At 38.6% G+C, this 21,582-nt stretch carries 18 protein-coding genes; 6 read left to right on the forward strand and 12 right to left on the reverse strand.

Annotation, left to right across the window (positions count from 1 at the left end; translation table 11 throughout):
- Positions 1-192 precede the first annotated feature (192 nt).
- The 6 genes from menC to GFJ36_RS25075 form a co-directional block, all read right to left on the reverse strand.
- A complete protein-coding gene (gene menC / locus GFJ36_RS25050) occupies positions 193-1,299 on the reverse strand; it encodes an o-succinylbenzoate synthase (RefSeq protein ID WP_157349769.1) in 1,107 nt (368 codons plus the stop codon).
- Positions 1,300-2,745 carry an o-succinylbenzoate--CoA ligase gene (locus GFJ36_RS25055; RefSeq protein WP_141542724.1) on the reverse strand — a complete coding sequence of 482 codons (1,446 nt, stop codon included), beginning with the start codon at positions 2,743-2,745 and terminating at the stop codon, positions 1,300-1,302.
- 254 nt (positions 2,746-2,999) lie between these two features.
- Positions 3,000-3,818, reverse strand: a complete 819-nt coding sequence (gene menB, locus GFJ36_RS25060; protein WP_000963888.1) for a 1,4-dihydroxy-2-naphthoyl-CoA synthase — start codon at positions 3,816-3,818, stop codon at positions 3,000-3,002.
- A gap of 68 nt (positions 3,819-3,886) precedes the next feature.
- A complete protein-coding gene (menH, locus tag GFJ36_RS25065; protein ID WP_088609426.1) occupies positions 3,887-4,699 on the reverse strand; it encodes a 2-succinyl-6-hydroxy-2,4-cyclohexadiene-1-carboxylate synthase in 813 nt (270 codons plus the stop codon).
- Positions 4,696-6,450, reverse strand: a complete 1,755-nt coding sequence (gene menD, locus GFJ36_RS25070; protein ID WP_088064684.1) for a 2-succinyl-5-enolpyruvyl-6-hydroxy-3-cyclohexene-1-carboxylic-acid synthase — start codon at positions 6,448-6,450, stop codon at positions 4,696-4,698. Before menD ends, menH begins: the two co-directional genes overlap by 4 nt.
- A complete protein-coding gene (locus GFJ36_RS25075) occupies positions 6,447-7,841 on the reverse strand; it encodes an isochorismate synthase (protein WP_157349770.1) in 1,395 nt (464 codons plus the stop codon). Before GFJ36_RS25075 ends, menD begins: the two co-directional genes overlap by 4 nt.
- 194 nt (positions 7,842-8,035) lie before the next feature.
- Here GFJ36_RS25075 and GFJ36_RS25080 point away from each other — a divergent pair, with 194 nt between their 5' ends.
- Together GFJ36_RS25080 and GFJ36_RS25085 are read left to right on the forward strand one after the other, a co-directional pair.
- Positions 8,036-8,989: a 1,4-dihydroxy-2-naphthoate polyprenyltransferase gene (locus GFJ36_RS25080; RefSeq protein WP_060486613.1), complete on the forward strand. Its 954-nt coding sequence runs from the start codon at positions 8,036-8,038 to the stop codon at positions 8,987-8,989.
- 148 nt (positions 8,990-9,137) lie between these two features.
- Positions 9,138-9,869, forward strand: a complete 732-nt coding sequence (locus GFJ36_RS25085; RefSeq protein ID WP_048541151.1) for a yteA family sporulation protein — start codon at positions 9,138-9,140, stop codon at positions 9,867-9,869.
- Between the two features lie 43 nt (positions 9,870-9,912).
- Here the strand turns inward: GFJ36_RS25085 and cspD are convergent, their stop codons facing one another.
- Positions 9,913-10,113 (reverse strand): cold-shock protein CspD, encoded by a 201-nt coding sequence (cspD, locus tag GFJ36_RS25090; protein WP_001193052.1) that lies wholly within the window; start codon positions 10,111-10,113, stop codon positions 9,913-9,915.
- A 321-nt stretch (positions 10,114-10,434) separates the two neighbouring features.
- Between cspD and GFJ36_RS25095 the strand changes: the two genes are divergently transcribed.
- The 3 genes from GFJ36_RS25095 to GFJ36_RS30010 all read left to right on the forward strand — a co-directional run bounded on the left by GFJ36_RS25095 (position 10,435) and on the right by GFJ36_RS30010 (position 12,323).
- Entirely contained in the window at positions 10,435-11,217 is a 783-nt protein-coding gene (locus GFJ36_RS25095; protein ID WP_001147830.1) for a TIGR00266 family protein, read from the forward strand.
- A 172-nt stretch (positions 11,218-11,389) separates the two neighbouring features.
- On the forward strand, positions 11,390-12,112 hold the full coding sequence (locus tag GFJ36_RS25100) for a lipase family protein (protein WP_157349771.1): 723 nt from the start codon (positions 11,390-11,392) through the stop codon (positions 12,110-12,112).
- A gap of 76 nt (positions 12,113-12,188) precedes the next feature.
- The gene (locus GFJ36_RS30010) at positions 12,189-12,323 is read left to right on the forward strand and encodes a hypothetical protein (RefSeq protein WP_002015803.1); all 135 of its coding nucleotides are present in this window, start codon (positions 12,189-12,191) and stop codon (positions 12,321-12,323) included.
- A 120-nt stretch (positions 12,324-12,443) separates the two neighbouring features.
- Here GFJ36_RS30010 and glgP read toward each other — a convergent pair whose 3' ends face one another.
- From glgP to glgB, 5 genes are all read right to left on the reverse strand, one after another.
- Complete coding sequence (gene glgP, locus GFJ36_RS25105) at positions 12,444-14,852, reverse strand: glycogen phosphorylase (RefSeq protein WP_157349772.1); 2,409 nt, start codon at positions 14,850-14,852, stop codon at positions 12,444-12,446.
- An 18-nt stretch (positions 14,853-14,870) separates the two neighbouring features.
- Positions 14,871-16,301 (reverse strand): glycogen synthase GlgA, encoded by a 1,431-nt coding sequence (glgA, locus tag GFJ36_RS25110; RefSeq protein ID WP_002203738.1) that lies wholly within the window; start codon positions 16,299-16,301, stop codon positions 14,871-14,873.
- A gap of 113 nt (positions 16,302-16,414) precedes the next feature.
- The gene (gene glgD, locus GFJ36_RS25115) at positions 16,415-17,449 is read right to left on the reverse strand and encodes a glucose-1-phosphate adenylyltransferase subunit GlgD (RefSeq protein WP_000504142.1); all 1,035 of its coding nucleotides are present in this window, start codon (positions 17,447-17,449) and stop codon (positions 16,415-16,417) included.
- 18 nt (positions 17,450-17,467) lie between these two features.
- Positions 17,468-18,598, reverse strand: a complete 1,131-nt coding sequence (gene glgC / locus GFJ36_RS25120) for a glucose-1-phosphate adenylyltransferase (RefSeq protein ID WP_000057613.1) — start codon at positions 18,596-18,598, stop codon at positions 17,468-17,470.
- Entirely contained in the window at positions 18,546-20,483 is a 1,938-nt protein-coding gene (glgB, locus tag GFJ36_RS25125) for a 1,4-alpha-glucan branching protein GlgB (RefSeq protein ID WP_157349773.1), read from the reverse strand. The genes glgC and glgB overlap by 53 nt, the downstream gene beginning before the upstream one ends.
- 471 nt (positions 20,484-20,954) lie before the next feature.
- Between glgB and GFJ36_RS25130 the strand changes: the two genes are divergently transcribed.
- Entirely contained in the window at positions 20,955-21,560 is a 606-nt protein-coding gene (locus GFJ36_RS25130; RefSeq protein ID WP_088064688.1) for a CalY family protein, read from the forward strand.
- Positions 21,561-21,582 lie beyond the last annotated feature (22 nt).

The raw sequence follows: 21,582 nt of genomic DNA on the forward strand, positions 1-21,582 counted from the left end.
TGCCCCCACTGATTAAAGTTTCACTTTATACGCTCGATTGTAAACTAGTCTATCCAATTTGTACAATACGAAAAGGTTACTCACAGGAGTAACCTTTGTAAATGAAATTATATCGACGATTATTGAAATATATCGACTTACCAACAATTAACAACAAAATCCTACCGCTATTTGCGGGCATCCTGATTAAATTCACCGCTCCAAAACTATCCGCTGCTTCGTGATTTCCGTCAGCCTTCCTCGATTTACTTCATACTCAGTGTCAACACTTTGCGGTACAATCACCTTTCCGCCCTCAAGCATCACTTCCGGCGAAATAATATCCTTCTCCCAATGTCGGCTAGAGGCAGATATATCACCTGGAATCGTAAAGTTTGGCAGTGAAGCAAGCGCAACATTTTGTGCTCGTGAAATCCCCATCTCTACCATACCACCGCACCAAACTGATATGTTATGCTCCATGCAGTAATCATGAATTTGAATGGATTCTGTTAATCCACCCACTCGCCCTGGTTTAATATTAACGATTCGGCAACTGCCAAGCGTAATCGCAACGCGCGCGTCTTCTAAACTATGGATGCTTTCGTCTAAACAAATCGGCGTTTCCATTTTCTTTTGCAGTTGTGCATGATCAAGAAAATCGTAATCCGCTAGCGGTTGTTCAATCATCATCAATTGAAATTCATCTAATCGTTTCAGTTTCTCCGTATCAGCTAATGTATACGCTGAATTTGCATCAGCCATTAACGGGATGCTTGGAAACTCTTTACGAATTTCTTTCAATAACTCGTAGTCGTGCTCTGGCTTTATTTTCACTTTAAAACGCTCATATCCTTCTTCTGCATACTTCTCGATTTGTTTTAACATAACCGGAATTGTATTGATACCAATCACAACGCCTACTTCAATTTCAGTCCTAGTTCCGCCAAGCAATGTCGCTAATGACTTCTTTTGACGCTTTGTATATAAATCCCAAACAGCCCCTTCAATTCCGGCCTTTGCCATTCTGTTTCTCTTTATATGCTTGAACAACCCTGGTATTTCATTCGGATGAGAAATTTCAGCTTTCAATAAATCCGGTATTAAAAAATCTTGAAGTACATGTAGCGCTGTCTTCACCGTTTCTTCCGTATACCACGGTTCAGAGAACGCAACAACTTCGCCAAATCCAATGTATCCGTCCGTATTTTCTAATTCAATGACGATACTTTCACGCTTTTCATACGTTCCGTAGCTTGCAGCAAACGGGATTACGAGTGGCATTTCCGTTATATGAAGTGTCGCTTTTTTTATTTCCACTTACATCTCCTCCACTAATTGTCTTAACTCTCGTCTTAACAATTTTTTCGAAGCATTTCGTGGTAATTCCTCTAAGAAACACGCTTTCTTCGGCACTTTATATTTCGCTAATTTCTCCTCGCAAAAATGAAGGATTTCTTCTTCTGTTACCTCTCCACTTTTTACAACAAAAGCAGCGGGTACTTGTCCCCATTTATCGTCAGTCATACCGACAACACCGGCTTCCGCTACCATCGGATGAGAGAGTAACACTTCTTCAATTTGAGCCGGATATATATTCTCTCCGCCAGAAATAATTAAATCACTGCGGCGATCTAGTACGTATAAAAATCCTTCTCCATCTAAATAACCGAGGTCACCAGTATGAAGCCATCCGTTTTGAATTGTTTCGCTTGTCGCATCTTCACGGTTAAAATAACCACCTGTTACATTCGGTCCTTTTACTACGATCTCGCCTTCCACAAACGGCGGTACTACTACGCCATCTTTTTCAATACGAAGTTGGCACTGAAATAGTGGTTTCCCAGCTGATCCTACTTTCGTTAACATATAATCTGCGGATAACGTACAAATTTGCGACGACGTTTCTGTCATACCGTACGTTTGATACACAGGAATTCCTTTATCTACACAAGTTTCTAATAACGGTTTCGGCGCTGGTCCTCCGCCAAGTAACATACATCGTAAAGAAGATGGATATGTCTCTTCTCCAAGTCTCTCTAATAAATCAGTTAACATTTTAGAAACGACAGAAATGATCGTAACACCTCTCGTTTGAAGTGCTTTATGAATAAAATCAGCATCATATTTCGGAACGAGTAAAATACGCATTCCGTACATAACATTTTTCATTAAAAGAGATAGCCCGCCAACGTGGAACATTGGCATACAAGCTAACCAGCAATCATCATCACGAAGCCCTAAATTAAGCGAAGAACCGACTGCGCTTGCCCAGTGATTGCCGTACGTTAAAATAACGCCTTTCGGTTTTCCTGTCGTCCCTGACGTATAAATGATTGTCATCGCTTCTTCTAAAGAGAATTCTTCTTGTATAGAGGCTTCCGCCTTCGATCCATTCATCACTTCGGCGAACGAATATACAGGAACATCTTTAGCCTCGAAATCTTGATCCGTCACTAAGCATATAACTTCAGCATCATCCATTTGCCAAAGTAGCTCTTCTCTTGAAAGACGCGTATTTAAAAGCACAGCTACTGCACCTACGTAAGATAGGGCGTGAATAACTGTAATCATCTCCATACCATTTTTCATCAGAACAGCCACCTTTTGCCCACGCTTCACTCCTACATGCGTGAGGTGTTCACAAACAGATACTACTTTTTCATGCAGCTCCATAAAAGTAACCTTTTCATCCTCTATTTCAATTGCAGTGCGATCTGGTGTTAAAAATGCACGTTGCATTAACCAATTTGGCATCGTCTCCATCACTCATTCTCCTTTCATGAAAGAAAGAGACTTGATATGACATCAAGTCTCTTAGTTATTTTGTTTCCGGTTGATCTCATCTAGCTACAGCGGCTAGAACAGTCGGTCGTTTCACGCCTTCCTACGAGGCAAAAAGCGCCTCTTCGTCAGAAGCTCCATCCCCCTCACATTCTAAGCGAGAAAGTAAAAAACACTTTCTGTGCGAAAGAACCTTAGCCTACGAGGCTAAACAGTCGGCTCCGCTTTTGGTTTGATCAAGGGAAACGAGGGAATTGACCGAAGTCCGGACTGCGTTTTTCTTTGAACGCGTCACGACCTTCTTTTGCTTCGTCAGTTGTGTAGTACAATAACGTTGCATCTCCAGCTAGTTGTTGAATACCAGCTAGACCGTCTGTGTCTGCGTTGAATGCAGCTTTTAGGAAACGAAGTGCCATTGGGCTGTTTGCTAAGATTTCTTGTGCCCATTGTACTGTTTCTGCTTCAAGCTCTTCTAATGGTACTACTGTGTTTACTAAGCCCATATCAAGCGCTTCTTGTGCGCTGTATTGACGGCATAGGTACCAAATTTCGCGAGCTTTCTTGTGGCCTACCATACGAGCTAAGTAACCAGCTCCGTATCCACCGTCAAAGCTTCCTACTTTAGGACCTGTTTGTCCGAATACAGCGTTGTCTGCAGCGATTGTTAAGTCACATACGATATGAAGTACGTGTCCACCACCGATTGCATAACCTGCTACCATTGCGATAACTGGTTTAGGAATTGCGCGAATTAGACGTTGTAAGTCTAATACATTTAAACGAGGGATTTGGTCGTCACCTACATATCCACCATGACCGCGAACTTTTTGGTCGCCGCCAGAACAGAATGCACGTCCACCTTCACCTGTTAAAATGATAACGCCAACATTTGCATCATCACGAGCGTGTGCAAAAGCGTTGATTAACTCCATTACCGTTTTAGGACGGAATGCGTTATGTACTTCAGGACGGTTAATCGAAATTTTTGCGATACCATTGTATGTTGAATAAATAATATCTTCGTAATTGCCTTCTTTTACCCATTCAATAGCCATTACAACTACCTCCTTGTATATTTCTGATCTCCTCTATAAGTGTAGCTTCCTTCTTAGATGAAAAAGCATCACTGCATAGTTTTTAGAAATCCCTTTACTATTGTATCAAACTTTTCCGGTTGTTCCACATGAATTGCATGGCCAGCACCATCAATTTTCACAAATTTCGCGTCAGAGATGCATTTTTCGATATTTTTTAATATGCGAAAGAACTTTTCATCATGCTCCCCGTTCATTAAAAGAACAGGTATTTTTAAGTTTTGCAGCTCGTTCCACCATGAAGGCTGAGCCCCTGTTCCCATGCCGCGCAAGCTATTTGCAATTCCTTTTGGATTGTTAGCAAGTCTTTCTTGTCGCACTGCTTCTTGTGCGTTTTGTGCTAAACGTTTTTGCGTTTCAAACAGCGGAATATTTTCCCACATCGTTACAAAACTATTGATGCCTTCTCGCTCAATTTTATCGGCAAGTCGCTCATCTTTTTCACGACGTTCTTCTCTCTCATCTTCACTTTTGAGCCCAGCTGTACAATTTTCTAACAAAAGGGAATGTACATACTCTGGATATAGACATGCCATCGTAATCGCCAGTCTACCGCCCATTGAATAGCCAAGTATGTGCGCTCTTTCAATATGAAGGTAATCTAATAGTTCTTTCATTTGCAATGCTACATTTCGAATATCATAGTGAGTTACATCTTCAGGACTTTCCGTTTTTCCGTGCCCCACAATGTCTACTAAAATGACTTGAAACTGCTCACTCCAAGAAGGAACGAAGGAACGCCACGTTTCCATGCTTCCCGTAAAACCATGAAGAAGTAGAAGTGGTTCCCCGCTTCCGACTACTTCATATTCATACGATACACCTTGCAGCGTTACGTTCATTTTGATTCACCTTGCAACGATGTAGTAATTACGTCCTGCGTTTTTGCCCACAATTTACGGTGCAATGTTAAGTTTTCATCACGGTTCGTACAAATTTCTACAACGTGTAAACCTTCCGTCGTCGTTCCCTTTTGTACCTCTTCTCGGAATTGCTCCCAACCATTTACACGACTAAATGAACCGCCGTACATTTTGACAACATGCTCATAATCAAGTCCAATTGGCGTTCCAAATAATGATTCAAAATGTTCCTTTTTCTCATATTGTGGTAAGAATGAGAAAATACCGCCACCATCATTGTTTACAACGACAATCGTTATATTTAATTCATGTAATTTTGCGGCTAATAATCCGTTTAAATCGTGATAGAATGATAAATCACCAATAACTAATACGAGCGGATCGCAAATAATGCTCGCTCCTAAAGCTGTCGAAATGATGCCATCAATCCCATTTACACCACGGTTTGCCATCACTTGAATATTTTTATCCGATGTGAAGAAGAATGAATCTGTATCACGAATTGGCATACTATTACTCGCAAATAATGTTGCCCCTTCTGGTAGTACGCGGACGATATCCGTAATAACTTTCCCTTCAAATGCAGTTTCATATGTTTCCATTTCACGAAGCGTTTCCTTCGTTTTTTCGTTTATATGTTGCCACATTCCGAACCAATCATTCTTTTTCATAACTGGCAGTTTTTCTATTAATGCACTGCAAAATGCAATATCACTTGCTTGGACAACTTCTGTCGCAACGAGAGCTGGATCTCTCCATTGTCCAGATTCGTCAACAACGATATGAACAGCTTTCGTCTGTTTTTTGATGAACTGCGTTAATGCTTTCGAAACAGGCATCCCACCAAAACGAATCATAACTTCTGGCTTCCACGTTTCTTTTAACAGCTCATTTCGTAAAAATGTATCGTAACAGTCGATTACCATCGTTTTATCGTGATGTCCGCTACGAATGTTAGAAAGTGGATCCGCTAATATTGGATATCCCGTTTTCTCAGCTAGTTCTGCCGTAAACGCTGCGATTTCTGAATGACTATCATCTCCACAAATAATAAGCCCCTTTTCCATATGTGAAAGGCGCCCTACAAGAGAATCTACATATTCACTCGGCATCATCACGTTCCCTTGCTGAACTACTCCTGTATATTCCCCGCGTCCTTTATCCCATAAACTTTCTAATGAGAAATCTGGGATAAGCGGCTCGCGAACTGGAAAATTAAGATGAACAGGTCCTTGCGGCGCTAGAAGTGCGCTTGCTATCGTGCGCTGCGTCGTCATGCGAGCATAATGATACATCGCTTCACTCGCTTCTGGAAGTGCCATCTCTGTAAATTGCTTCACAAATGTACCGTATAAATTGAATTGATTCATCGCTTGTGGCGCACCAACATCTCTTAATTCATGCGGTCTATCTGCCGTTAAGACGATAAGCGGCACTCGTGAATGAAAAGCTTCACATACAGCTGGATAATAGTTTGCTGCTGCCGTTCCTGACGTACATAATAATGCAACAGGGCGTTTTTTTGCTTTTGCGATACCGAGTGCAAAAAATCCCGCTGATCTTTCATCTACATGTAAATATGTGTTCATTCCTTCATGTTGTTCCATTAGTAGAGCAATCGGTGTTGACCGTGAGCCTGGACTAATGACAACATCACATACATTTAGACGCGTCAGTTCATCCACGAACGCGCCTAAATAATATGATAATGCTTCTATATGATTGTTCATTTCATTAATTCCTCCAAAGCACCAAGCATCGGTCTAAACTTCAAGCTTGTTTCTTCATATTCAAGTTGCGGTACTGAATCAATTACAATCCCGCACCCAGCAAATAAGGATGCTTTCGCGCCATTTAATAATCCGCAGCGAAGTGCAACCGCAAATTCACCATTTCCTTCATCATCTATCCAGCCAATCGGTGCACCATATAACCCTCTGTCTAACAATTCAACATCACGAATCAGTTTCATCGCTTCCAAACGAGGTGTCCCGCCAAGAGCTGGTGTTGGGTGTAATTCTTCTACCATTGTTAAAAGACTTGCATCGCCTTTTGCCTCTACAGGCGTATATAAATGAATTAAGTTTTTCGTTGTTAATAAGCCCGGACTTTCCGGAATATTAACAGATTCGCAGTGCTCATTTAGTACTCCTCGAATCATGTTCACAACATAACCGTGTTCAGCTAAATTCTTTTCATCATGAAGAAGCGCATTACTATTTCGTTCACTTTCTTCTATAGATTGACCATGACCAGTTGAACCAGCAAGACACATCGAAGTAAACTTCTCATCTTCTTTGCGAATTAATCTCTCTGGCGTCGCTCCTAAGAAGCATGCTCCTTTATAATCAAAAGAAAATACGTAACAATCTGGTTGCCCAATGCGAAGTGCTTCTAAAACAAGAGCAGAATCAATATGATGATCCATTTCTACTTTTAGCTCCCTCGCTAATACAACCTTCTGCACGTTCCCCTGCTTCATCTCATCCTGCACTTTCTCAATGGCCTTCATCCAGCCTTGCGGATCTACTTCTACTTTAGAAGTAACTGTTAATTTCGATCCTTCGAGTGCACATTTACTCTCCCCAAAAATTTTCTCTTCTAAAGAAACAATTTCGTTATAAAGAGTTTCTGCACAATCAGTTGCTGAAACGAATGTATTCATTGTTAACCATGCTTTTTCATTTTTTACAGTTAATAAAAATGCTGGTAGTGAAAATGTCGTATCATCAAATTCTTTCCATAAGTCGGTTTTCTCTTTTTCTTGGTCAAATGAAAATCCACCAAATAAAAGAGGACCTGTTCCAAATTCGTATCTTTCTCTTTGTACAAATGCTTTCTCTTTTACTTTATCCCACTCGTCACGAGCCGTTTGAAAGCGTTTGTGAGAAGAAGTTGCTATAGTGAAAACAGAGCCAATTCCAGCAAATATTACATGCTGAGCTGGGTCTGCAAAATAACATCTATTTTCGAATGAGATCCTTTTTCCTGCTGCATAAAACAGAAGCGGATCTATCCAGTCTATTTGTTTTACGAAGCTCACCAATATTTTTTCATCAGTTGCACGCTTAATGGCTGCACTAAGAACTTCTTGCAAGCCTATTTGTTTCGTTTGAATCACAATTGTCTCCCCCCTATGGGCGAAAAATAGTCATAATTACGCTTGATTTTAAGATACACCTCAAACGAAAGGCCTGTCAACGTTTAGCATTTCTGAGAAATTCACCTTCTCTTCCTAGAAAATAAACGTTGACACTAAATGATGCTTTTTCTACACTTAGTTGTGTACAATATGTGACCAAAGGAGGATTCAACATGGAAATGAACGTCGAAACGAATTCCTCTCCTACGGCGCCAAAGCCAAGTAAGCAAACCGGCTGGCGCATTTGGTGGAGTTTACTACGTCCCCATACATTAACAGCAGCTTTCGTTCCTGTTTTCATCGGAACAGCCTATGCGATGCAGGTCGGAGGTATAAATCAAATACATCTCCCTCTTTTCCTTATGATGCTTCTCGCTTGTCTTCTCATTCAAGCAGCAACAAACATGTTTAATGAATACTTTGATTATAAAAGAGGACTCGATCACGAAGGGTCAGTTGGTATCGGCGGCGCTATCGTTCGCGATGGCATTCAGCCAAAAACGGTGCTTAACTTAGCATTTGGATTTTTCGGGATCGCAATACTATTAGGTGTTTATATTTGTATGAATTCTAGCTGGTGGCTTGCTGCAATCGGTCTTGTTTGTATGGCCGTTGCTTACCTTTATACAGGTGGCCCACTTCCAATTGCATATACACCATTTGGAGAGTTAACAGCCGGATTATTTATGGGTGTCATTATTATTGGAATTTCATTCTTTATTCAAACTGGAACTGTAACATCAGAAGTCGTTTTACTATCTATTCCAAGCTCCATTTTAATTGGTGCCATTTTACTAGCTAATAACATTCGTGACTTAGATGGCGATAAAGAAAACGGTCGTAAAACGTTAGCAATTCTCGTTGGACGCGAAAGAGCCGTTGGTGTACTCGCTTCTATGTTCATCGTTTCTTATATTTGGACAATCGCTCTAATTATCGTTAACATCGTATCACCATGGATGCTTATCGTATTTTTAAGTGCACCGAAAGCATTGAAAGCGACGAAAGGCTTTATCGGCAAAAGTATTCCAATGGAAATGGTACCTGCGATGATTGCAACAGCAAAAACAAATACAATCTTCGGTCTCCTCATGGGAATCGGATTATTGCTTGGATATTTCCTATAAAGTGAAACTTTAATCAACTGCCCGTTAATGCGGGATAAAAAGGAGCTGCTGACGTGGCTCCTTTTTCATATACCAATTTCAGCTCATAATTCCTACTCTCAACGCTCATACTATGTAAAGAAACTGAATTGTAGGAAGGTGGACGACTATGTTAACTCCACAACAAATAAATCAATTTAAATCTATTTTAGAAAAACAACAGCAAGAAGTTGAACAAACAATACAAACTCATGAGAATACAGATCGTGCTTCTGAACGCGATTCTGTTGGAGAATTATCTAGCTATGACAATCATCCAGGTGATATGGCTACAGAATTGTACGAACGTGAGAAAGATTTCGGGCTCATCGAATTTTGGCATAAGCAGCTAGAAGATACAAAACATGCCCTGCAAAAAATTGAAGAAGGTACGTATGGAATTTGCGAAGTATCTGGCGAAGAAATTCCGTTTGAAAGATTAGAGGCAATGCCAACCGCTACAACATGTATTCAGCACACTACAAATAAATTAAATATGAACACGCGACCAGTTGAAGAAGAGGTGTTGGCTCCTTCTTTTCACAAGCACGACGAAGATCATTCTGTAGAATACGATGCTGAAGATGCATGGCAAGATGTCGCAAATTATGGGACATCGGAAACACCGTCCGATTTAGAAAGACAGGATTCCAAAAACTATAATGGCATGTACGTAAATAGTGAAGAAAATGTTGGGTATGTAGAGGATTTCGAAAATTTTATAGGAACAGACATGTATGGCAAAAATCCTCAAGTTTTCGCCACAGAAGAACATGAAGAGTATGAACAAATGCTTGATGACTTTGAAGAGCGTACTTTCAAAGGCGAGTTATCTTCAAATGAATCTAGCTCCAAAGAATAAAAAAAGCATTCCGAAATTCGGAATGCTTTTTTTCGCTAGCTAATTAGTTTTTTGTAACGTTAGCTGCTTGTGGTCCGCGGTTTCCTTCAACGATTTCGAAAGAAACTTCTTGACCTTCTTCTAAAGTTTTGAAGCCGTCGCCTTGGATAGCTGAGAAATGTACGAATACGTCTTCTCCGCCTTCAACTTCGATGAAGCCAAAACCTTTTTCGCCGTTAAACCATTTAACTTTACCTGTTTGCATGTCATGTACCTCCTAAATAAAAATGAAACTATGAATCCACATGAAAAGGTGGATATAAAGGACATGAATGTATAACAAGCTTACAGCCTTTAATACAACGTGCTTTATTTCCGTACCACATTATGTAGCTCAATAGTATTTTCACTATATCATGCTATGTCAAAAACGTCAAATGAGAACACTTTCAACCCATCGTTTTTTATAATCCTAGTATAACCTTAAATTTTCATTCTATTTTTATTCAAAAATTAACAAATCTACAGTATTCTAATTCCTTTGATTTCTGTACAATATAATTACTACATATGATGAGGTGAAAAAATGCAAGCACATGAAATCGAGTATAAATTATATGGCGATGATATGCAGTTTGTTGAAATTGAATTAGATCCAGAAGAAAGCGTTATCGCAGAGGCTGGCGCAATGATGATGATGGAAGATCATATCGAAATGGAAACCATTTTCGGTGATGGTTCTGGCCCATCTAGTGGTCTATTCGGTAAATTAATGGGCGCTGGTAAGCGTCTTGTTACAGGTGAAAGTATGTTTATGACTGTCTTTACAAATACAGGTCATGGCAAGCGCCACGTATCATTCGCCGCTCCTTATCCAGGAAAAATCATCCCTGTTGATTTAACACAATATCAAGGGAAAGTCGTTTGTCAAAAAGACGCGTTTCTTTGTGCAGCAAAGGGCGTTTCTATCGGAATTGAGTTTACGAAAAAAATTGGAACTGGTTTCTTCGGTGGTGAAGGTTTCATCATGCAGAAACTTGAAGGTGATGGACTCGCTTTCATGCATGCAGGAGGAACTGTATATAAGCGTGAATTAAAACCTGGCGAAAGACTTCGCATCGATACAGGTTGTCTCGTTGCCATGACAAAAGACGTTAACTACGATATCGAGTTCGTTGGAAAAGTAAAAACAGCTCTATTTGGCGGCGAAGGCTTATTCTTCGCAACGTTAGAAGGTCCTGGAACGGTTTGGATTCAGTCCTTAACACTTAGCCGTTTAGCAGCACGTCTTACAAGCCCAGCAGCTCAAAACAGCGGTGAAGGCAGCGTCTTAGGCGGACTTGGACGTTTATTAGATGGAAAAGAGTAAACAGTGCCCTTATAGGGTGCTGTTTTATTTTGGCATGATTCGTCCATAAGTCGCTATAATTTCATCCACTAATTTATATACGCGATACAAACTATTTGCCCCTCCAAAAGAATGAATCAAGTCCCTCACTGCATATATTGAACTATACCTTTTCTTAAGGAGGGCTTCCTTAATGCGTACTCCTTTATCCTTCGATAAAGATACCGCCATATTGTTAGCTTCTTGTTGTGAGTTAACGTATGAACAATATAAACAAAATGGGATTTTCGAAATACCGGATGGTTTTCAATATGTACAAGGCTTTCAAGGAAAAACCATTGAAACGACAGAATGGTTCGGATTCATACTAGAATCTGAGGATACGATTATTGTAGCTTTTCGCGGAACACAAACAGATACAGACTGGATTATCGATTCACTCGTTAACCAAAAACCATACCCATATGCTTTAAACAGCGGAAATGTCCATAACGGCTTTCTTTCCATTTATGAATCTTGCCGAGATTCTATTATGGATATGCTCGTATCACTACCAGCCCATAAAAAACTCCTTGCAACAGGTCATAGCTTAGGCGGCGCGCTCGCCACACTACATATACTCGATGCGCGTATCAACACCGCCTTCGCACAGTACGGTCTTTATACATTTGCCTCTCCCAAAGTGGGCGATATTGCATTTCGTAATTATTATAAACTACAAGTAGCTAGTAGCTTTCGCTTCGTTAATCTATTTGATGTCGTTCCTCTTCTCCCTCCGCGCAATGTCCATTTTAATGACCAAGACTGGGAATATGCACACGTTCATCACAACATGACTTTTACAAAAAACACAAAATCTATTACAAATAATCATGCCATGACAACATACAAAACATGTCTGACTTCTCATTTTTAACCAGGTAATGATTGGAAACCCTATATCCTTATACTATAATAATATATGAAGTTATTTTTGGATGAGGGGACCTTACATGCTAAAATTTATCTTTGCACTTTTTCTCATTGTAATTTTTACGTTTACGGGTTTCTTTACATTTTCATACTTTGCGACTGGAGAATATGGTGGAACAGGTATCATGTATACTGCCATCCCATTTCTTTCTTAAGCAAAAAAGGAAAAACGAGCTTAATGAGATTAAGCTCGTTTTTTAGCAATTATATTCCTCTTTTAAAAGTGAATACACTTTGTCTCCATGAATAAAAGTCCCTTCAAAAGGGACTTTCACTTAATACTGTGTAACGGCATTACCAATACTCCAAATCTCATTACTATACTGTAAAATCGTTCGATCACTCGCAAAATGACCAGACTGTGCAATATTTAAAATCGACATTTCTAGCCACTTCGTTCGGTTTTCATACGCTCTACCGACAGCTTCTTGTCTTTCCGCATATGGACCAAAATCTCGCAGAACGAAGTATTCATCATTTTGAATTACGAGAGAATCATAAATCGCTTCAAATTCAGCTCCCGAATGTGCAAAGAAACCATTCGTTAACTGATCTACTACTTTTTTAATATGCATATTGTGGTGATAATAATCACTTGCACGATATCCACCATTTTGATAGTAATGAAGAACCTCTTCCGCTGTTAAGCCAAAAATGAAACAGTTATCATCACCGACCCGGTCTTTTATTTCAACATTAGCTCCGTCTAACGTTCCGAGTGTAATCGCACCATTCATCATAAATTTCATATTCCCTGTTCCTGATGCTTCTTTACTCGCAGTTGAAATTTGCTCACTCACATCCGCAGCTGGGAATATATCTTCCGCTAAAGACACTCGATAGTTTTCTAGAAAGATAACTTTCATATATTGGCTTACGTACGGATCATTATTCACTTTCCTTGCGAGTTCATTGATTAATTTAATAATTTTTTTCGCATAGTAATAGCCAGGTGATGCTTTCGCTCCAAAGATAAAAGTACGCGGATAAAATGTAAAACTAGCATCCTCTTTCAAACGGTTATACAAATATAAAATATGAAGAACGTTTAATAGTTGTCGTTTGTAAGCATGTAGTCTTTTTACTTGCACATCAAAAATAGAATTAGGATCAATTGTAATCCCCATTTTATTATGAATATGCTCCGCTAAAATCTCTTTACGCTCTTGTTTTACCTCTGCAAATTTCTCTTGAAAACTCGCATCATATTGAACTAATTGTAGCTCTTGAAGCTTAATCGGTTCTTTCTTCCACTCTGTTCCAATCGCCTCCGAAATAAGGTTTGTCAGCTGCGGATTCGCCTTCATTAACCAACGTCTATGAGCGATTCCATTCGTTTTATTATTAAACTTATCTGGATAAAACTCATAAAACAATCGCATTTCACGTTGCTTTAAAATTTCCGTATGAATTTTTGCTACACCATTTACGCTATGGCTACCGACAATTGCTAAATGAGCCATTTTCACAAGATCATGCGCAATAATCGCCATCTCTTCAATACGATGCCATTCATATGGATAACGTTCCCAAAGTTCATGACAGAAACGTTCATTAATCTCTTCAATAATCATATAAATTCTCGGTAATAACGGTTTAAAAATGTGAATTGGCCACTTCTCAAGCGCTTCTGATAACGTCGTATGATTCGTATAAGAAATCGTTTGTGTCGTTATGTGCCAAGCTTCTTCCCATGCTAGTTTTTCTTCATCTAATAAAATACGCATTAGTTCTGGAATCGCCAAAACTGGATGTGTATCATTAATATGAATCGCAATTTTCTCATGTAATTGACGAAGGTCACCATATCTTTCTCTATGCATACGAACGATATTTTGCAAACTTGCTGATACGAGGAAATACTGTTGCTTCAAACGAAGTATTTTCCCCTCATCATGCGTATCATCTGGATATAAAAACTCCGATACCGCCTCTGTTTCACGCTTATATTTCAAAATATCTTTGCAATTTTGCGGGAAAGGAACTGGTTCAGCATTCCAAAGTCTGAGTGTATTTACAGTACTCGTCTCATAACCTACTACTGGAACGTCATATGGTACTGCCATAATCACTTCTGCATTCGTATGCCTGAACTCTAAACGCCCGTCAATGTATAGCGGTTCAACATTGCCGAAATAACTTACTTCTACAGCTTGATCATGCCTTCTTACTTCCCATACGTTTTCATGCAGAAGCCACTGTTCTGGAAATTCAACTTGATAACCATCAACAATTTTTTGATCAAATAAGCCGTGCTTGTAACGAATTCCACAGCCATGACCTGGTAAGTTTAAAGATGCAAGTGAATCAAGGAAACAGGCTGCTAATCGTCCAAGTCCACCATTTCCAAGACCTGCATCTGCTTCCACCTCTTCTAACTGTTGCAAAGAAATCCCAAGCTCAGAAAGTCCTTGCTCACATACATCCCTGATGCCTAAATTTAATATGTTACTTCCAAGCAAACGCCCAAGTAAAAACTCAATGGATAAGTAATACATTTGCTTTTGCTCTCCAGACCGATAACTTTCGTTCGTTGCAATCCATTGACTATTCATATACTCACGTACCATGTACCCAAGCGTATTGTATTGATCACGAGTTGTAGAGTCTTTAAAACTTTTACCATACATCGTCTCTAACTTTTCTAGAAAAGCTGATTTGAAACTTTCAACATGAGTAAACATTTCTTCACCACCTACATGTTATTCCATGAGACTTTTATACAATTTCTTATAGGCAAGAGCTGATTTCTCCCAGCTATAATCTTCAGTCATCGCTTGTTTTACAAGCTGCTCCCATACCGGTTTATCATGATAAAATTCAATCGCACGAAGAACCGTGTGCAACATGTCATGCGCATTAAAGTTCGTGAAACTGAAACCATTTCCTTCTCCAGTTTCTTCGTCATAAGATTGTACAGTATCATTTAATCCGCCTGTCTCTCTTACAATCGGAATTGTACCGTACGCTAATGCGATAAGTTGTCCAAGTCCACACGGTTCAAATAGTGATGGCATTAAGAATAAATCACTTCCCGCATACACTTGGTGGGCTAGTTCTTCATTAAATCCGATATACACTTTTACCTTCTCAGGATACTCGTATGCCATCCACTCAAAGAATTGTTCATATTCAGAATCACCTGATCCTAAAATAATACATTGCACATCTTCCTCCATTATTTCGCGGAATACAGTACGTACTAAATCAAGACCTTTTTGCTTCGTTAATCTCGTTACCATCGAAATAATTGGTGTATCTTCTTTTTCTGGCAAACCAAAATAACGCTGCAAGGCGCGTTTATTTTCATTCTTTTCCTCTAATGACTCTGCATCATACTGAGCAGTAATATACGAATCTGTTTCTGGATTATATACGCTCGTATCAATTCCATTTACGATGCCGCTAAGCTTACCATTATTTTTTCGTAACAACCCATCTAACTTCTCACCGAAAAACTCATATTGAATTTCCTCTTTGTATGTCGGGCTAACCGCTGTAATTTGATCAGAAGCAATAATTCCGCCCTTCATAAAGTTCACATTTCCATAAAACTCTAGCTGCTCACTATGAAAATATTCATCACCAAGTTCTAACAAGTCGTACATCACTTCAGGAGGAAATACACCTTGGAACTGCAAATTATGAATCGTATACACCGTTTTAATATGCTCATATAATGGATTATCTTGATACTTTTCACGCAGTAAGAAATTCACCATAGCTGTATGCCAATCGTGGCTATGAAGAACATCCACTTCAAAATCAAGATGCGGAATACACTCTAAAACTGCTTTCGAAAAATAAGAAAAACGCTCTCCGTCATCATAATGACCATATAGAGAATCTCTCTTAAAATAATATTCATTATCTATTAAGTAATACGTAATCCCGTCTTGCTCACCTTTTAAAATTCCGCAATATTGATTTCTCCACCCAAGCGGGACGTTAATTACCTTATGTAACGTACATCCATCCCTTAATTTTTGCGGAATAAGACTATAATTTGGAAGTATAATGCGAACGTCCACGCCTAATTTTTTTAGCTCTTTTGGGAGCGCACCTGCTACATCAGCTAATCCTCCCGATTTAACAAATGGTACACATTCTGATACTGCAAATAAAATATTCACTTGTTGTCCCACTGCACGAAAAGCTTATACGACTTCCCTTGCAGCTTCCTCCCTTCGAGTTTTCATTTGAATGAATGCTTTAATCAGTGGAGGAAAAACCCCCACTGATTCTTTTAAGAATAACTATTAATCGTACTGTTTTGAATGCTTCCTTTTTCTACAACATATGGCTCATCGGCGTTTCCTTTTAGTACAACACCGTCACCAATTTTCACGTCTTTATCAATAATAACACCGTCTATTATACAGTTATCTCCAATTTTGCTCTTTTGCATAATAATGCTATTACGAACAATTGAGCCTTTTCCAATTTTAACAGAACGGGAGATAACACTATTTTCTACTTCTCCTTCAATAATACTGCCGTTTGCAATCATTGTATTTTTCACGGCTGCACCCTTCAGGTAACGAGTTGGTGGTTCATCTTTTACTTTCGTAAAGATCGGTGCTTCTTTCTTAAATAATTGCTTCCAAATAGCAGGTTGCAAAATTTCTAAGCTATGTTTATAGTAACTTTCAATTGAATCAATAATAGCTACATATCCTGTATGCTCATACGTAGCAATATGCAGTGATTTTCCGCGCTTTTCTCTCACTACATCAAATAAACTGTATTGCTCCACATCTTTATATGTCTCAAATAAATCTAACAATAATTGTTTCTTTAACACGTATGTTTGAAGCGAAACCCCTTCATGGCAAACTTCAGTAATATCAGCTGCCGTATGTATATGTCGCTCTAACACCGCTTGAAAATTTAATGCTGTTACGAGATGGCTATTCGTAATAACAACGTATTCTTCTCTAGCTCTTAAAAAATAATCAATATGTCTTCTAAAATGTGCAAAAGACCCAAATTCATCTTGGTCACATTGGCAATTTGGCGGGAATAAAAACAGTCCGTCTCTTTTTCTATCTAAATCCCACTGTTTTCCTGAACCAACATGGTCCATTAGTGAACGGTTTTTATGACTTGTAAAAACCGCTACACTATGAATATTAGAATTCACCATATTTGAAAGCATGAAATCAATGAGTCGATAACGGCCCCCAAATGGTAACGCCGCTAATGAACGATGCCCTGTTACTTTCTTTAAGGAAGGAAAACTTCCCGTTGCATTAATAATTCCTAACATTTTTTCTCCCATTCATTTCATCCCCCTTTTCTATTTCCCTTCAGCAATGAGTACTACATCGTCGACATTTTTTTCTGGACGAATAATTGTTCCATCTTCAATAACCATTTCCGATCCAACAATCGCTCTTTCAATCACAACATTTTTACCAATCTTCGCTCCTGGCATAACGACGGAATCAATAACCATACTACCTTCTTCCACCGTCACCCCTTGGAATAATACAGAATGCTTCACGTCCCCTTCAATGACGCATCCTTCGTTAATAAGTGATTCTTCTACTTTTGCCTTTTCTGCAATATATTGAGGTGGCTCATTTGGATTCACAGAATAAATACGCCAATTACGATCGTTTAAATTCAGCGATGTTTCATCGCGAAGTAAATCCATATTCGCTTCCCATAAGCTTTTCACCGTTCCAACATCTTTCCAATATCCTTCAAACGGATACGCCATCAGCTTTTTCCCTTCATCTAATAAAAGCGGAAGTACATCTTTTCCGAAATCATTACTAGATTCAGGATTTCTTGCATCCATCTCTAAATACTCTTTCAAAATTGCCCAGTTAAAAATATAAATTCCCATTGATGCAAGATTACTTCTTGGAAATTGCGGTTTCTCTTCAAATTCAACAATCTCCATCTCTTCGTTCGTATTCATAATACCGAAGCGACTCGCTTCATCCCACGGCACTTCAATAACAGAAATCGAAACGTCCGCTTCTTTCTCAATATGGTAATCTAGCATTTTACTGTAATCCATTTTATAAATATGATCGCCTGATAAAATCAGAACATACTCTGGTTCATATTGACTTAAATAGTTTAAGTTTTGATAAATGGCACTTGCTGTACCTGTGTACCACTTCACACCTGAAGACTCCGCATAAGGAGGTAACACTGTGACTCCACCGCTTACTCGGTCTAAATCCCAAGCATTGCCGATTCCGATATAATTATGAAGTTCGAGTGGTTGATATTGCGTCAAAATCCCAACCGTTTCAATACCAGAATTCGCACAGTTACTTAGCGTAAAGTCAATAATGCGATATTTACCACCAAATGGAACAGCTGGCTTGGCTAAATTTTTTGTTAATGCACTTAATCGACTACCTTTTCCCCCTGCTAGTAACATTGCTACGCACTTTTGCTTTTGAGCCATCTTGTTTTTTGCTCCCCTTTCTCGTCTTCACTGGTCGTAATATGGATACGCCAAATGGTGGAATTGTAATTTCTACATGTGCCGCTTGATTATGATACGGTTCTTGAATCGTCTTGAGACGTTTCTTATTCACTTGCCCCGATCCGCCATATTGCTCAGCGTCACTGTTTAAAATCTCGTTATAATACTCGAAATCTGGCAAACCTACTTTATAGTTTTCATATGTAGCTTTCGTAAAATTACATACGACAACTAACGCATCTTCTTGTTTATCCCCTTGGCGGATAAACGAGAAAATACTTTGCTCATGATTATTAGCATCTATCCACTGAAATCCTTCAGGTGAATGATCAAGCTGCCAAAGTGGTTTGGAGCGCTTATACAATGCTATGAGCTCTTTAAAGTAATCATGCATATAACGATGCATTTCAAAATCATGTAAATTCCAATCTAAATCTTCAAGGTCTTTCCACTCATCAAACTGCCCGAATTCTCCACCCATAAAGAGCAATTTCTTACCTGGATGAGTAAAGAAATATCCATATAATAAACGAAGTTGAGCAAACTTATCCCAGTAATCTCCTGGCATTTTATTTAATAACGACTTTTTCCCATGAACGACTTCATCATGAGAAAGCGGTAATATGAAATTTTCAGAGTAAGCATATATTAAAGAGAACGTCATTTTCTCATGAATATACTTCCTGTACTCAGGCGCACACTCCATATATTTCAGCACATCATTCATCCAGCCCATATTCCATTTGTAATTGAACCCAAGCCCACCTTCATACGTTGGAGCTGTTACAAGTGGCCAAGCTGTTGAATCTTCTGCTGTCATAAGAAAATCTTCATCTTCTGCAAACACCGCTTCATTTAACTCTCGTAAAAATGAAACAGCGTGCTCATTACTTTGCTCTTGTCCTTCTTTATTCCAGTACAGCATATTCGCAACTGCATCCACCCTGAAACCGTCAATGTGGAAATACTTCATCCAAAATAACGCATTTGAAATTAAAAAATTACGTACTTCCCTCTTCCCTAAATCAAAATTAACAGTTCCCCATACTAGGTTTTCTTGTACATCTATATCTTTATATTCATAAGTCGGTGTCCCATCAAACAAATATAAACCGTGAGCATCTTTACAAAAATGCCCCGGCACCCAATCTAAAATGACACCGATTCCATATTTATGACATTCATCGACAAAACACATCAAATCGTGTGGCGTGCCGAATCTACTTGTCGCTGCATAATATCCCGTCCCTTGATATCCCCAAGAACGATCATATGGATGCTCAACAAGCGGCATAATTTCAATATGTGTAAATTGATGTTCCACCACATACGGAATGAGCTCCTCGGCCATTTCCCTATAAGAATACAGAGCGCCATCTTCTTTCTTTTTCCAAGAACCGAAATGTAATTCATAAACTGTCATCGCTTCTTTATAAATCGATTTTTTCTTTCTCTTACGAATCCAGTTTTTATCATTCCATTCATATCCCTCTATATCAAAAACTACAGATGCCGTATTTGGTCTTACTTCTGCATATACTGCGTAAGGATCTGCTTTTAAAATAACGTCACCATCCATCGTTTCAATCGCATACTTATATATCTCATTCTCTTCAATATGCGGTACAAACAAGGACCAAATCCCCTCTTCTGTCACTTGTAGCATCTTATGTTGCTCATAATCCCATTCATTAAAATCTCCAACAACACTCATTGCTTTCGCATGAGGAGCCCATACTGTGAATCGTACACCTCGCATCCCATCTTCCGTCACAATATGTGCCCCAAAGATGTTATAACTGTCATAGTACTTTTCTGTATGAAACTCATCTCGTTTCACTTCTTCACAATTTATTACATCCAATATGTTCACCTCACTAAGATGACAGAAATTTTTTACTCTTTATCATTTCTGCGAAAAACTGAAATATCCTTGTTATTTTTTAAAAAATATTCGTTTTTTTCTTTAATTTCGCTTAAAATATTCAAATTTACTGTGTAAAATATCGAATTTTGACGAATATCCATTGCAAACGCTTCATTTCCTACTAGGCTTTCATCCTATTATTTATTTCTCAACCTTTATTTCATTAGATTGATTCTATTTTACTTGCTATTTATCACTTAAAATCACAACAAAATAATCTGTCATAAAAAAATGTTTCTCAACATTTTTTGTCACAATTTTATTGAAATGGAAAATTCATAAGCATATACTTGTTCTCAATAAAGAACTACGAACTCTCGCAAATATAATTCATACTGAAACACTATGTTTACTCTGTCCATGCTCCAAGAAAAAGTTTGATAAAAAATTAAATTAGGAGGCTTTCTTATGTCATTAAAACAAAAGGTTGGAATGGGAGTTGTCACAGCTTCACTTGGCTTATCCCTTACATTCGGCGGTGTATTCGCCTATTTCAGTGATTCTGAAACATCTAGTAACTCATTTCAAGCTGGTACACTAGATCTTTCTATTAACCCAAGTGTAATTGTTAATGTGAAAGATTTAAAACCAGGTGATTTGATTGAAAGAAACTTCAAGCTTGAAAATAAAGGAACATTGCATATTGCAAAAGTAGCACTTGAAACATCCTATGAAGTTACAGATGCAAAGCAAAATAATGATGGTGAAGATTTAGGCGATCACATCATCGTCAAATTTTTAGTGAATGATGGAAAGCCATCTAATCCAAACGATGATCATGAAATTTTGTGGGAAACAAAATTATCAGAATTAAAAACTATGAAACCGGAGGATGTAGCTACTTCTCTAGAACGTCATAACTTAATAGATGGTATTAAATCTGGTGAAACAGATTATTTACACGTTCTCTTCTCCTTTGAAGACAACGACCAAGATCAAAATAAATTCCAGGGTGATTCCCTGCAGCTAAACTGGACATTCCATGCAGAACAAACACCAGGCGTGGAGAAATAATTTTTAAAATATAAATTATCGG

This window comes from Bacillus sp. EE-W1, assembly GCF_009760835.1.
Classification (GTDB): Bacteria; Bacillota; Bacilli; order Bacillales; family Bacillaceae_G; genus Bacillus_A; species Bacillus_A wiedmannii.

Coding starts and splice junctions, on each gene's coding strand:
- GFJ36_RS25055 (WP_141542724.1), bottom strand. CDS start 2,745: ATGGAGACGATGCCAAATTGGTTAATGCAACGTGCATTTTTAACACCA.
- menB (WP_000963888.1), bottom strand. CDS start 3,818: ATGGCTATTGAATGGGTAAAAGAAGGCAATTACGAAGATATTATTTAT.
- menH (WP_088609426.1), bottom strand. CDS start 4,699: ATGAACGTAACGCTGCAAGGTGTATCGTATGAATATGAAGTAGTCGGA.
- menD (WP_088064684.1), bottom strand. CDS start 6,450: ATGAACAATCATATAGAAGCATTATCATATTATTTAGGCGCGTTCGTG.
- GFJ36_RS25080 (WP_060486613.1), top strand. CDS start 8,036: ATGGAAATGAACGTCGAAACGAATTCCTCTCCTACGGCGCCAAAGCCA.
- GFJ36_RS25085 (WP_048541151.1), top strand. CDS start 9,138: ATGTTAACTCCACAACAAATAAATCAATTTAAATCTATTTTAGAAAAA.
- cspD (WP_001193052.1), bottom strand. CDS start 10,113: ATGCAAACAGGTAAAGTTAAATGGTTTAACGGCGAAAAAGGTTTTGGC.
- GFJ36_RS25095 (WP_001147830.1), top strand. CDS start 10,435: ATGCAAGCACATGAAATCGAGTATAAATTATATGGCGATGATATGCAG.
- GFJ36_RS25100 (WP_157349771.1), top strand. CDS start 11,390: ATGCGTACTCCTTTATCCTTCGATAAAGATACCGCCATATTGTTAGCT.
- GFJ36_RS30010 (WP_002015803.1), top strand. CDS start 12,189: ATGCTAAAATTTATCTTTGCACTTTTTCTCATTGTAATTTTTACGTTT.
- glgP (WP_157349772.1), bottom strand. CDS start 14,852: ATGTTTACTCATGTTGAAAGTTTCAAATCAGCTTTTCTAGAAAAGTTA.
- glgD (WP_000504142.1), bottom strand. CDS start 17,449: ATGGGAGAAAAAATGTTAGGAATTATTAATGCAACGGGAAGTTTTCCT.
- glgC (WP_000057613.1), bottom strand. CDS start 18,598: ATGGCTCAAAAGCAAAAGTGCGTAGCAATGTTACTAGCAGGGGGAAAA.
- GFJ36_RS25130 (WP_088064688.1), top strand. CDS start 20,955: ATGTCATTAAAACAAAAGGTTGGAATGGGAGTTGTCACAGCTTCACTT.